10 protein-coding genes are annotated in these 12,883 nt (G+C 59.9%); 3 read left to right on the forward strand and 7 right to left on the reverse strand.

The genetic code is table 11. The annotated features are described in order from the left end of the window. The first annotated feature begins 4 nt into the window (after window positions 1-4). From A0U94_RS08875 to A0U94_RS08885, 3 genes are read left to right on the forward strand one after another with little or no spacing between them, the layout of a single operon-like run. The gene (locus A0U94_RS08875) at window positions 5-3,205 is read left to right on the forward strand and encodes an efflux RND transporter permease subunit (RefSeq protein WP_077803138.1); all 3,201 of its coding nucleotides are present in this window, start codon (window positions 5-7) and stop codon (window positions 3,203-3,205) included. Further along, window positions 3,202-6,480, forward strand: a complete 3,279-nt coding sequence (locus A0U94_RS08880; protein ID WP_077803139.1) for an efflux RND transporter permease subunit — start codon at window positions 3,202-3,204, stop codon at window positions 6,478-6,480. The genes A0U94_RS08875 and A0U94_RS08880 overlap by 4 nt, the downstream gene beginning before the upstream one ends. Then, window positions 6,480-8,024, forward strand: coding sequence for an efflux transporter outer membrane subunit (locus A0U94_RS08885; protein WP_077803140.1), 1,545 nt, complete (start codon window positions 6,480-6,482; stop codon window positions 8,022-8,024). Before A0U94_RS08880 ends, A0U94_RS08885 begins: the two co-directional genes overlap by 1 nt. Before the next feature lie 80 nt (window positions 8,025-8,104). On the opposite strand, the gene A0U94_RS08890 is transcribed toward A0U94_RS08885, so the two are convergent. The 7 genes from A0U94_RS08890 to rpsM all read right to left on the reverse strand — a co-directional run bounded on the left by A0U94_RS08890 (window position 8,105) and on the right by rpsM (window position 12,731). After that, entirely contained in the window at window positions 8,105-8,275 is a 171-nt protein-coding gene (locus A0U94_RS08890) for a DUF1328 domain-containing protein (RefSeq protein ID WP_077803141.1), read from the reverse strand. Between the two features lie 61 nt (window positions 8,276-8,336). Continuing rightward, window positions 8,337-8,537, reverse strand: coding sequence for a hypothetical protein (locus A0U94_RS15710; protein ID WP_149026735.1), 201 nt, complete (start codon window positions 8,535-8,537; stop codon window positions 8,337-8,339). A 115-nt stretch (window positions 8,538-8,652) separates the two neighbouring features. Next, the gene (locus A0U94_RS08895) at window positions 8,653-9,963 is read right to left on the reverse strand and encodes an MFS transporter (protein WP_062029319.1); all 1,311 of its coding nucleotides are present in this window, start codon (window positions 9,961-9,963) and stop codon (window positions 8,653-8,655) included. Window positions 9,964-10,301: 338 nt separating this feature from the next. Further along, window positions 10,302-10,724: a 50S ribosomal protein L17 gene (gene rplQ, locus A0U94_RS08900; protein ID WP_011251941.1), complete on the reverse strand. Its 423-nt coding sequence runs from the start codon at window positions 10,722-10,724 to the stop codon at window positions 10,302-10,304. Between the two features lie 27 nt (window positions 10,725-10,751). Continuing rightward, entirely contained in the window at window positions 10,752-11,771 is a 1,020-nt protein-coding gene (locus A0U94_RS08905) for a DNA-directed RNA polymerase subunit alpha (protein ID WP_011251942.1), read from the reverse strand. Window positions 11,772-11,903: 132 nt separating this feature from the next. Further along, the gene (rpsK, locus tag A0U94_RS08910) at window positions 11,904-12,296 is read right to left on the reverse strand and encodes a 30S ribosomal protein S11 (RefSeq protein ID WP_011251943.1); all 393 of its coding nucleotides are present in this window, start codon (window positions 12,294-12,296) and stop codon (window positions 11,904-11,906) included. Window positions 12,297-12,353: 57 nt separating this feature from the next. After that, window positions 12,354-12,731, reverse strand: a complete 378-nt coding sequence (rpsM, locus tag A0U94_RS08915; protein WP_062029339.1) for a 30S ribosomal protein S13 — start codon at window positions 12,729-12,731, stop codon at window positions 12,354-12,356. Window positions 12,732-12,883 lie beyond the last annotated feature (152 nt).

Below are 12,883 nucleotides of genomic sequence, written 5' to 3' on the forward strand. Positions count from 1 at the left end.
GATCGTGAATCCGTCCCGCCTGTTCATCGAGCGCCCGGTTGCCACCAGCCTCCTGATGTTCGCCATCCTGCTGAGCGGCCTGCTCGGCTACCATTTTCTGGCCGTCTCAGCCCTGCCGCAGGTTGAATATCCGACGATCACGGTCTCGACTTTCTATCCGGGCGCCGGGCCGGACGTGATGAGTACGTCCGTCACCGCGCCGCTGGAAACCCAGCTCGGCCAGATGGCCGGTCTGGACCAGATGACGTCCCAGTCCTCCGGTGGCGCTTCGGTTGTCACGCTGCGCTTCGGGCTGGACATGTCGATGGACGTGGCCGAGCAGGAAGTTCAGGCCGCGATCAACAATGCCACCTCTCTGCTGCCGAGCGATCTGCCCGCCCCTCCGATCTATGCGAAGGTCAACCCGGCGGACACCCCCGTCCTGACGCTCGGCATTACGTCCAAAACGCTGCCGCTTCCCGAGGTCGAGGATTACGTCAACACGCGGCTTGAACAGAAGATCAGCCAGATTTCCGGGGTTGGTCTTGTCACCCTGTCAGGCGGTAACCGCAAGGCGTACCGGATTCAGGTCAACATCCCGAAGCTGACGTCCTACGGCATCGCGATCGATACGCTGCGCACCATCATCAGCACGGTGAACGTCAACTCCCCGACCGGTACATTCGACGGTCCCAAGCGTTCCACCTCCCTGCGCATCGACGGACAGATCCAGTCCGTCGCACAGCTCATGAACCAGGTGATCGCGTATCAGAACAACGGTCCGATCCGCGTACGGGACATCGCGACCGTCGTTGAAGGTGCGGAGAACGCACAGCTTGCCGCCTGGGCCAACCGCACACCTGCGCTGATCCTGAACGTGCAGCGTCAGCCCGGCGCGAACGTCATTGGCGTCGTGGACAACGTCCTGCGCGTCCTGCCACAGCTCAAGCTCGACCTGCCGCCGGGCATCGACGTCACGCCTCTGACCGACCGCACCACGACCATCCGCGCTTCCGTCAATGATGTGGAATACGAACTGGCGCTCGCCATGCTCCTCGTCGTGGGCGTGATTTTCGTGTTCCTGCGCAATGTTCCGGCGACGATCATTCCCAGCCTTTCCGTTCCGCTGTCTCTGATCGGCACGCTGGCGGCGATGTATCTGTTGGGTTTCTCGCTCGACAACCTGTCGCTGATGTCCCTAACTATCGCGACCGGCTTCGTCGTCGATGACGCCATCGTCGTGATCGAGAACATCGCCCGTTACGTCGAGGCCGGTGAAGACCGCTACACCGCCGCACTCAAAGGTGCGGGGGAGATCGGCTTTACCATCATCTCGCTGACGGTCTCGCTGATCGCCGTGCTGATCCCGCTGCTGTTCATGAAGGATGTCGTCGGGCGCCTATTCCATGAATTCGCGATGACGCTCTCCATCACCATCATCATTTCCGCTGTCGTCGCCCTGACGCTGGTACCGATGATGTGCGCGCGCCTGCTGTCTGACACGCATGCGCCCTCCACGAAAAACACGGTCTGGAGCCGCCTGTCCAACCGCACCGAGCGAGGCATCAACGCCTTGATTGCAGGATACGGGCGCTGGCTCGATGTCGTGCTGCGCTTCCGGGTCACGACCCTTCTGGTGACGCTCGGCACGATCGTTCTGACCGGTATTCTGGCCTGGACCATCCCCAAAGGCTTTTTCCCGACGCAGGACACCGGCGTCATCCAGGGCATCTCCGTGATGTCGCAGGCCATTTCCTTTGAAGGCATGAAAGACCGTCAGGCCGCCCTTGGAGACGTGATCCTGAAGGACCCGGATGTCGCCAGCATCTCGTCTTTCGTGGGCATCGACGGCCAGAACATGACTCTGAATGTCGGCCGCTTCCTGATCAACCTCAAGCCGCGTGAACAGCGCACGTCCAGCCTTGAGGCAATCATGCGGCGCCTGTCCTCCGTCGGGGATCAGGTGATCGGGGCGCAGCTTTACGTCCAGCCGATTCAGGATCTGTCGCTGGATTCCTCGATTTCCGCCACGCAGTACCAGTTCATGCTGGAAAACCCGGATTACGATACCTTCAAGACCTGGGTGCCGAAATTCGTGGATGCTTTGCGCAAGGAACCGTCGCTGCGGGATGTCACGTCGGACCTGCAGGCCGAGGGACTGGTCGCCCAGCTTTCGCTCGACCGTCCGACCGGTGCGCGATACTCAATCACGCCGCAGACGGTCGACAATCTCCTGTATGACAGCTACGGCCAGCGCCAGATCACGACGATCTATACGCAGTCCAACCAGTACCGCGTAATTCTGGAAGCCGACCCGAAACTCCAGACCGACCTGACGTCCCTGAGCCAGCTTTATCTGCCCGGCATTTCCTCGCAGGCCGGTGGCAGCACGTCCGGCCCGACGCGCCAGCCGACATCGGGGCTCGTGCCGCTGTCGCAGGTGACGACGATGACGCATGTCCTCGCCCCCCTGCTCATCAGCCATTTCGGCCAGTTTCCGGCCACGACGGTGTCGTTCAACGTCGCCAGCGGTTATTCGCTTGGGGCCGCGACCAACGCCATCGAGCGCGTGGAAAAGCAGATCGGCCTGCCGCCGGAGTTCCAGACTGCCTTCCAGGGCACGGCGGCAGCATTCCGCTCGTCGCTGTCCAACGAGGTCTGGCTGGTCATGGCAGCCGTGATCGCGGTCTATATCGTGCTGGGTATTCTCTATGAGAGCTATATCCACCCGATCACGATCCTCTCCACCCTGCCTTCCGCCGCCATCGGTGCGCTGATCGGGCTCTATCTGTTCGGGATGGATCTCGACATCATGGGCATCATCGGCATCGTGCTGCTGATCGGCATCGTGAAGAAGAACGCCATCATGATGATCGACTTCGCTCTCGAAGCCGAACGCCTGGAGGGCCATACGCCGCTTGAATCCATCAAGCGCGCGGCGATGCTTCGCTTCCGTCCGATCCTGATGACCACGCTGGCCGCCCTGTTCGGAGCGCTGCCCCTGCTGATCGGCACGGGCGTCGGCTCCGAGCTGCGGCGTCCGCTGGGTGTGGCCATCGTTTTCGGCCTGATGATGTCCCAGCTTCTGACCCTGTTCACCACGCCCGTCATCTATCTGTTCATGGATGAGCTGGGAACGAAAACCCGTGCCTTCATGCAGCGTCACCGCCGCAACAGCCCGCCTTCGCAGCCCCAAGCCCCCAGCCCTCACACAGGCGCTCCGTGAATCTGGTCCGCCTCTTTGTCCTGAGGCCCGTTGGCACGACGCTGCTGGCGGTGGCTCTCGTGATCGGCGGCGTCATGGGGTATTTCGCCCTGCCTGTCGCCGATCTGCCGGACGTGGACTTCCCGGTCATCATGGTGACCGCGAACCAGCCCGGCGGCTCCCCCTCCGAAATCGCGAGCACGATTGCCGGCCCTCTGGAGCGGCATCTGGGCGCAATTTCCGGCGTCACGGAAATGACCTCGGAATCCACGGTCAACCAGACGCGCATCACCCTTCAGTTCGACCTGGAGCGGGACATCAACGGTGCTGCGCGTGACGTGGAAGCGGCCCTGCAGGGCGCACGGCAGGATTTGCCCACCAGTCTGCGCAGCAACCCGACCTACATGAAGGCGAACTCCAACGGTCCGCCTATCCTCGCACTGACCCTGTCGTCCAGCACCCGGACGCCGCAGGAACTCTACGATTTCGCAAGCAACATCCTCATCCCGCAGCTCAGCCAGATCCAGGGCGTCGGCGATGTGGAGATCCGGGGCGCGTCTCTTCCGGCCGTACGTGTTGAAATCAATCCGCTTCGCCTGTTCCATTACGGGATCGGTTTCGAGGATCTGCGGGCCGCCCTTGCCTCCGCCAACGCCCATACGCCCAAGGGTTTTCTGGATGCCAATGGCGAGCGCATGATGCTCTCCACCAATGACCAGGCCACGGACGCGGAAGAATACCGCGATCTGGTCATCGCCTATCGCAACAGCCAGCCTGTCCGCCTGACGGATCTCGCGGACGTCAAGAACAGTGTCGAAGATCTTCGTCAGGCGGGGTATCTGAACGGCAACGCTGCCATCATCTGCACGGTCTTCTCGCAGGGTGGCGCAAACGTCATCAAGACGATCGACGGCATCCGTGGCCGCCTGCCAGCCCTTCAGTCCGCCCTGCCCGGCAATACCGACATTTCGATCCTGATCGACCGCTCCAAGACAATCCGGGCCTCGCTGGACGATACGAAACAGACGCTCGTCATTGCCGTCGTGCTCGTGGTCGTCGTCGTCCTGCTGTTCCTGCGCAGCCTGTCCGCCATCATGGTTCCGGCCATCGTGGTGCCAGTCTCGATCGTGGGAACCTTCGGGGCCATGGCGCTGATGGGATACCAGCTCGACAACATGTCGCTGATGGCGCTGACGATTTCGACGGGCTTCGTGGTCGATGACGCCATCGTCGTTCTGGAAAACATCGCCCGCTACATGGAGATGGGCTACGACCGGCAGGATGCCGCCATCAGGGGCACCACCGAAGTCGCGTTCACGGTCGTTTCGATCACGGTCTCGCTGATCGTGGTGTTTGCGCCGATCATGCTCATGGGCGGGATAGCCGGGCGCCTGTTCCATGAGTTCGCGATGACCATGGTCATCACGCTCTGCATTTCGCTGCTCCTGTCCCTGACGCTGACGCCCATGATCAGCGCCCAGCTCCTGACCCACACGGACGATAACGGTCCCGGTCTGTGGAAGAAGACAGGCCGTTTCCTCGAACGCATGATCAGCGCCACCACTTCGGGTTACGGCAGGTCGCTGGACTGGGCCCTGGGGCACCAGTTCCTGATCGCGATGTCGCTGCCCGCCACTCTGGTGCTTGCCGGCGTGCTGTATGTGAAGATGCCCAAGGGGTTCTTTCCCTCCGAAGATACCGGGCAGATCATGGGGCGCGTGGTCGCCGATCAGTCGATCTCGTTTCAGGCGCTTCAGAAAATCGTGGTCAAGGCCATGAAAAGCGTCGCGTCCGACCGGGATGTCGTCGGCGTTATGGGGGGCGTTGGCGGGCGTTCGGCCAATTCGGCGAACATGTTCATCGCTCTCAAGCCCAAATCCGAGCGTACGGACGATCTTGCGACCACCATCCAGCGCCTCACCCGCAGATTCTCTCACATTCCCGGCGCGCAGCTCCGTCTGATGGCGCCCGGCAGTGTCCGCACGGGTGCCCGCCCCGGCGACGCCGCCTACCAGTATTCTCTGGAAGGCCCCTCCGCCGAAGACCTGTTCGAATGGACGCCAAAAATTACGGCCGCCTTCTCGAAGCTGCCGGAACTCATGGATGTAACCTCGAACGTCGAACAGGGCGGTCAGGGGATCAACATCGCCATCAACCGCGATACGGAAGCACGCTATTCCGTCACGCCGCAGCTCATCTCCAACACGCTTTATGACGCATTCGGCCAACGCGCGGCATCCATTATCTACGGCAACCTCAACCAGTACCGCGTCATCATGGAAGCAGCCCCCCGCTACTGGCAGGACCCGTCGATGCTGCAACAGATGTGGATCAGCACCTCCGGCGGAACAGCGGCGGGTGGTACGGCATCGAACAATATCCGCGCGCGTGCCACAACGGCTGTCACGACCCTGTCACAGAGTGAACAATCCTATCAGAACTCCGTCGCTAACGCTCTGGCAGGCGGAAAGTCAGCGTCGAGCGGTGCGGCCGTCGCCACAAGCGTGGACAACATGGTGCCCCTGTCCGTCCTCTCACGGCAGCGCAACACCAATACGGCCCTGACCGTCAGCCATGATGGGCAGTCCGTTGCGACGACCGTGTCCTTCAATCTTGCGCCCGGTGTTTCGCTTGGTACTGCCGTGGATGCCGTGCAGGCTGCCATGGTGAAGCTGCATGTCCCCTCGGACATTCACGGCGGGTTTGCAGGCAATGCGGCAGCTTTCCAGAAATCCGCCGGCAGCGAAATCCTGCTGATCCTGGCAGCACTCGCGGCCGTCTATATCGTGCTGGGCGTCCTGTATGAGAGCCTGATCCATCCCCTGACAATCCTTTCGACACTGCCGTCCGCAGGCGTTGGCGCCATTCTGGCACTTCAGATCTGCGGGGAGGAATTCTCCCTCATGGCTATGATCGGCGTGATCCTGCTCATCGGCATCGTCAAGAAAAACGCCATCATGCTGATCGACTTCGCCCTCGTGGCGCAGCGCGAAGGCCTGTCGGCCAGAGACGCCATCCGTCAGGCCAGCCATCTGCGTTTCCGTCCTATCCTGATGACGTCTCTGGCGGCTGCGTTCGGTGCCGTGCCCCTCATCATCGGCAACGGATATGGCTGCGAACTCCGGCGACCGCTAGGGATCGCCATTCTCGGCGGTCTGGTAGTCAGCCAGTTGCTGACGCTCTACAGCACACCCGTCATTTTCCTGTATCTCGACCGGTTCGGACGCGCCATGGGCCGTCTGCGTGCCCACGTCGCTTCCTTTTTCCATCTCTCAGCCCGGGGAACACAGTCCTGATGCCCGCCCTCCGTAAGTCCACCCTGCGCACTGCCCTGCTGGGGGCGGCGACCCTGCCTTTCCTGAGCGGCTGTATCGGCGGCATGGTCGGGCCGAACTACCATCGCCCGAAAGCCATCATCTCCGCCAAATTCAAGGAGGCGCCTCCGCCGCCGGGCTGGCAGATGGCTGCGCCCGATCTGGCGAAAATGCCCAAAGGAGACTGGTGGACGATCTTCAACGATCCCGTCCTCAACGAACTTGAGGAACGCGTGGCGACGTCCAACCAGAGCCTGAAGGAATATGAGGCGCAGTACCGCAAGGCAGCTGCCACGATTGACTCGATCCGCGCCCAGCTTTTCCCGACCCTGAGCGGAAAGTTCAGCTTCAACCGCAACTCACAGGGCGGCAGCACGTCGAATGCCAGCAGCGGCATTCCCTACACCTCCAGCCAGTCCTACACGTCCAACACATGGACCACTGGCCCATCCGCCAGCTGGACCGTCGACGTCTGGGGCATGATCCGCCGGCAGGTTCAGCAGCAGGTTGCTGCCACACAGGCTGACGCCGCCCTCGTCGCCAACATGCGGCTGTCCTATCAGCTTCAGCTCGCGCAGGACTATTTCGATCTGCGCTATCAGGATAGCCTGATTGCGCTCTATGCCCGCAACGTGGATCTCTATCGCCACAATCTGGAAATCCTCCAGAACCAGCTTGATGCCGGTGTCGCGGATCCGGCGAGCGTCCTCCAGGCGCGCTATCTGCTGCAATCGACGCAGGCCAGCCTGTCCAACGCCCATATTGCCCGCGCGCAGTACGAACACGCCATCGCCATGCTGACAGGCCGTGCTCCGGTCGAACTCACACTGGCACCCTCTCCCCTCCCCGAAACGATCCCGGCAGCTCCTGTCGCCGTGCCCTCCATGCTGCTTCAGCGCCGCCCGGACGTGGCGCAGGCCGAGCGCAACATGGAGGCCTATAATGCGGAGATCGGATACGAGATCGGCGCCTTCTTCCCGCAGGTCACGCTCTCTGCGTCCTATGGCTATAGCGGCAATCCTCTCGAACAGCTGATCCAGGCTGCGACGCGCACATGGAGCCTTGGTGCGGCTGCAACCGAGACGATCTTTCAGGGCGGCGCACGATCCGCTGCGGTACGCAGCGCTGAAGCCGATTACGATAATGCTGTGGCAACCTACCGCCAGACGGTTCTGGCAGCGCTTCAGGACACCGAAGATCAGATGTCCGGCCTGCGCTATCTCGATCAGCAGCTTGCCTTGCAGAATGCTGCCGTGAAAACCGCACAGAGTGCCGTTCAGGTGTCAATGAACGAGTACCTCGCCGGAACGCAGATCTACACCACGGTCATCACGGCCGAACAGAACGCCCTTCAGTATCAGGAAACCCAGCTCAGCGTGCGACAGCAGCAGTTCCTCGCAGAAGTCAAACTCATGACGGATCTGGGCGGCGGCTGGACCACACAACAGCTTCCAAGCAAGGGTTCGCTCCAGACAGACAATCCTTTTCTTCCCTCCTTCATTCAGAGAGACAAGAACGGGAACTGAAGAGCATAAAAAAAGGGCGGGGCCATCGGCACCCGCCCTTTTCATTTCAGCCCTGAAAATCTCAGCTCTGAATCAGGCCCTTACAGGGCATGCAGGCCCGCGACACCGGCGAGAATGGCCAGCACGGCCAGCACGATGAAGACGATGAAAAACAGCTTGGCAATTCCTGCCGTAGCCGAAGAAATGCCCGAGAAGCCGAAAAACCCGGCAATGATGGAAATGATGAAGAACACAATCGCGTAGTGCAGCATGACGGTGGTACCTTGCCCAAGAGTTCGTGGTCATGTCGTAACGTCACGCGCCTGCGGAAGTTTAATTTTTCCCTAAAAGACGCTTTCCCAACAAAAACCCGATAAAAGATGCGGTCAGAAGCCAGAGTAGCGGCTGATCCACCATCAGATCACTGACAAGTGCTTCCGTTTCTCTTGCCCCCCGAGAAAGTTTTGCTGCCAGCCTGCTTCCGTAGGGGCATGTGTCCGCTCCTCCCCGCAGGCGTTCCAGATCAGCGCTCATAGGTCTTCTCCCTGCCATGACATGCTCCCAACGTAAAAAAGGCAGCCCGGTCACGGGCTGCCTTTTCTTTTACATCGTCAGAGCACTCAGGGGATGTCCTGAATCAGGGTCCTGCTCAGTGACCAACGGCAGGAGCGTCTTCACCCCGCAGCGCAGCCTCTTCATTGTAACGACGGGCTTCGGGAGAGATGGTCAGAGCCATCGTCATTCCGGCGGACAGAAGATAGATCACAGCAAACGTCCAGATCACATACTGCATGCCCGGCCCAAAGACCGCTTCACACCCGGCAACAACCGCCGGTCCAACCCAGGTGGATGCCCCGGCACCCAAACCAAGGATAGACAGCGCAGCCGCTTTTTCACGCGGACAGATCTGCGGCATCAGACCCGACAACGGCACGAAAGCGGCCACCGTTGCACCATAGAAAATCCCTGCCGCAGCCACCGCCCAGAAATTTCCCGGGAACCAGAGCGGTACGTAATAAAACAGTGGAATGGCCACAAAGCCACCGATCCCGCCGAAAACCGCCACAACAAAACGGTGTCCCAGCGTATCTGCCACCATGCCCGAGACAAGGTTGAACAGGATGTTGCTCAGGAAAATGAGTGACAGGAGGTTCAGCCACTGGGCAAGGGAGAAGCCAAGATGATCCACGAAAAACGCGGGCATGATCGCAAGGAACGCATATTCCGAAGAAGTATCAATCACGCGGACGATACCGGCAATCAACGTCTTCGGCTCACGCCACATGATACTCATGGAACCGAAGAAAATATCCTTGGTCGGAATATGGTCCGGAAGAAGGCGCTTCTTGCCTGTTGGCTCATGCGTGAACAGCAGCGCAACAAGACCACCCAGGATCACAAGCCCCAGGGAGCACCAGAAGGTGCGAAGTTCGCCAATTTCCGGAATGGCAAAGCGTGCAAACTGCGATCCCAGAGTGGGAAGACCTGCTGAGAAGGAAAACCAGAACCAGCCTGCGGCCGAGCCCAGCATGGCTGTCGGCGTAGCGGCAGCAATCCAGACAAGGAAACCGTATGCAAACAGCGGGTAGGCAAACCCTCGCAGCGTATAAAACAGTAGGATCATGGGTCCGCTGTTCGGCCCCAGCCCCAGAGCCAGGAACCCGACTTCAAGGACAGTCCATAAAATGAGGCCAAGCCACATGACTTTTTTTGGCCCCATGAGATCTGACAGAGGCCCGGAGAACCAGGCCGCGATCATCACGGTGATGCCATAAAACGTGAACATTTCATTCACGAAACCCTGCGTATGGCCGTGGTGCAGCATATAGGTATCGAGATACCCCGCTTCCACGCCATCGCCGACCATGAACAGAAGCTGACCTACGAACGCCCAGAAGAGCGCTCTGGGTATTCCAAGGGTTTCCGCCAACCCATGTTTCGGAGGGGAAGATTCGGACATTATAACGCTCTCCAAACGCTGGACGCATCACGAACCCATCCGGGCCTCATTGCCGGGATACATATTCGATGCGTCGTGGCAGGCCCTACGAGAGTGCTCGGACCTGTTTCTCAGAATTGTGCAGACCCCACACGAAGAACGACACAACATTCTTCAAAAAGGGAGAAACCGCATCCTGTAAGGAAGCGGAAATTCAGACTGCCTCAGAAAGAGACAGGAAAAATTCTGCAAAGAGTGGTGACTGCATATCACACAACATCGTGGCAAATAAACCACGAATCAAAAAAGGCCGGGACATTCCTGCCCCGGCCTTTCTCAATGCTTCAAAAACAGGAGCCTCAGGCGGCTTCCTGCTCCTCGGCAACGTTCTGCTTCGGTCCGCTGTCCTGGCCCTTGGCAGCGACATCGCGATCAACCAGTTCGATCACGGCCATATCGGCATTGTCGCCATAACGCACACCAGCTTTCAGAACGCGGGAGTAGCCACCGGCACGTCCCTTGTAACGCTCGGCAACAGCCGAGAACAGCTTCGTCACGACGGCATCGTCACGCAGCTGCGCGAAAGCCTGACGACGGGCGTGCAGGTCGCCACGCTTGCCGAGCGTGATCAGCTTCTCGACCACCGGGCGAAGTTCCTTCGCCTTCGGCAGGGTCGTCGTGATCTGCTCGTGCTTGATGAGAGCCACGGCCATGTTGCGGAACATGGCAGCGCGGTGAGAAGAGGTGACATTGAGCTTACGCCCGCTCACACCATGACGCATTGCTAGTTTTCCTTACCTTGAAAGTTCTCAGAACGTCTCGTCGAGACGCTTGGCCAGATCCTCGATGTTCTCGGGCGGCCAGGCTGGGACGCTCATGCCGAGCGACAGCCCCATACCGGTGAGAACTTCCTTGATCTCGTTGAGCGACTTGCGCCCGAAATTAGGCGTACGGAGCATTTCCTGTTCGGACTTCTGCACCAGATCGCCAATGTAGACAATGTTGTCGTTCTTGAGGCAGTTGGCGCTACGCACCGAGAGCTCGAGTTCGTCAACCTTGCGAAGAAGATTGCGGTTGAACGGCAGGTCATCCTGCGGTTCTTCATGCTGGACCGGACGCGGCTCATCGAAGTTGATGAACAGCTGCAGCTGATCCTGAAGAATCCGGGCTGCAAGAGCCAGGCTGTCTTCCGGCGTCACTGCACCGTTGGTCTCTACCGTCAGCAGCAGCTTGTCATAGTCAGTGACCTGACCGACACGCGTCTGCTCGATCTTGTAGGAAACCCGACGGACCGGCGAATAGATCGCATCGATGGGAATCAGGCCAATCGGGGCATCTTCCGGACGGTTTGCTGCAGCTGCAACATAGCCCTTGCCCATATTGACGGTGAATTCCATGCCGAGCTTCACGCCGTCATCGAGCGTGCAGATCACGAGATCGGGATTCATGATCTCGATGTCATGCCCTGCCTGGATCTGTCCTGCCGTCACTTCACCCGGGCCGGTGGCCGTCAGGATCATGCGCTTGGGGCCTTCACCATGCATGCGAAGAGCAAGCTGCTTGACGTTCAGGACGATGTCCGTGACGTCTTCGCGCACGCCCGGCACGGCGGAGAACTCATGCAGCACGCCATCGATCTGGATGGCGGTCACGGCAGCACCCTGCAGCGACGACAGGAGAATACGACGCAGTGCATTACCAAGCGTCATGCCGAAGCCGCGTTCCAGAGGCTCGGCCACGACAGTGGCGATGCGCGAGGCAACCGGTCCGGGCTCGACTTCAAGCTTCTCCGGCTTGATGAGGGACTGCCAGTTTTTCTGGAGAACCAAGGTCGTGGCCTTTCAAACAACGAAGCACGCCAAGGGAAATTGGCGGCACCTGGGCCCGCACCAGCGGTGCGGTAAAAGATGCAATCACTTACAGATGCTGCGTATCGCACGCGATACGCAGCAAAGCATCACTCAGACGCGACGACGCTTCCGGGGACGGCAGCCATTGTGCGGCACAGGCGTCATGTCGCGGATGGACGTAATGTTGAACCCTACGGCCTGGAGGGCACGAAGCGCGCTTTCACGCCCCGAACCCGGACCGGAGACCTCGATCTCAAGCGTTTCCATGCCATGCTCGCGCGCCTTGCGGCCGGCATCTTCTGCAGCGACCTGGGCAGCATACGGCGTGGACTTACGGGAGCCTTTAAAGCCCTGCGCACCCGACGACGACCAGGCAATCGCGTTGCCCTGTGCGTCAGAAATGGTGATCATGGTGTTGTTGAACGTGGAGAGCACGTGAGCAACACCGGAAATGATATTCTTGCGTTCCTTTTTACGGATACGCGGAGCAGCGGCCTTCGCCATGAGAGAGGTCGTCCTAAAAGTTTAAGCAAAAACGTCGATGAAGAGATCAGCCGCGGATTAGCGCGTAACCTTCTTCTTGCCAGCAATCGCCACAGCCTTGCCCTTACGGGTACGGGCATTGGTATGCGTACGCTGACCACGGACCGGCAGGCCACGACGGTGACGAAGGCCACGGTAGCAGCCGAGGTCCATCAGACGCTTGATGTTCATTGCGGTTTCGCGGCGAAGATCGCCTTCGACGCGCAGTTCAGAATCGATCAGTTCGCGGATCTTTACGATCTCATCGTCAGACAGCTCGTTGACGCGCTTGGCATCGGGGATCTCGAGCTTGCTGCAGATGGACTGCGCTGTCGCCGGGCCAATGCCATAGACATAACGCAGGGCAATGACGACCCGCTTGTTGGTCGGAATGTTTACGCCGGCAATACGTGCCACGCCTGTTACTCCCATTGAAGCGGCCTGAAGCCGCCTCAGACTGTTATATCCCCGGCCATAGCCAGGTCGATGATCTTGCAGCCAAACCTGTCACCCACCGATTCCGGCAGACGCACGAACGGTCTGGCTACACCTATGTCGAGGGCGCGCAA

Origin of the sequence: Gluconobacter albidus, from assembly GCF_002005485.1 — a bacterium.
In the GTDB taxonomy this organism is placed as follows: Bacteria; Pseudomonadota; Alphaproteobacteria; order Acetobacterales; family Acetobacteraceae; genus Gluconobacter; species Gluconobacter albidus.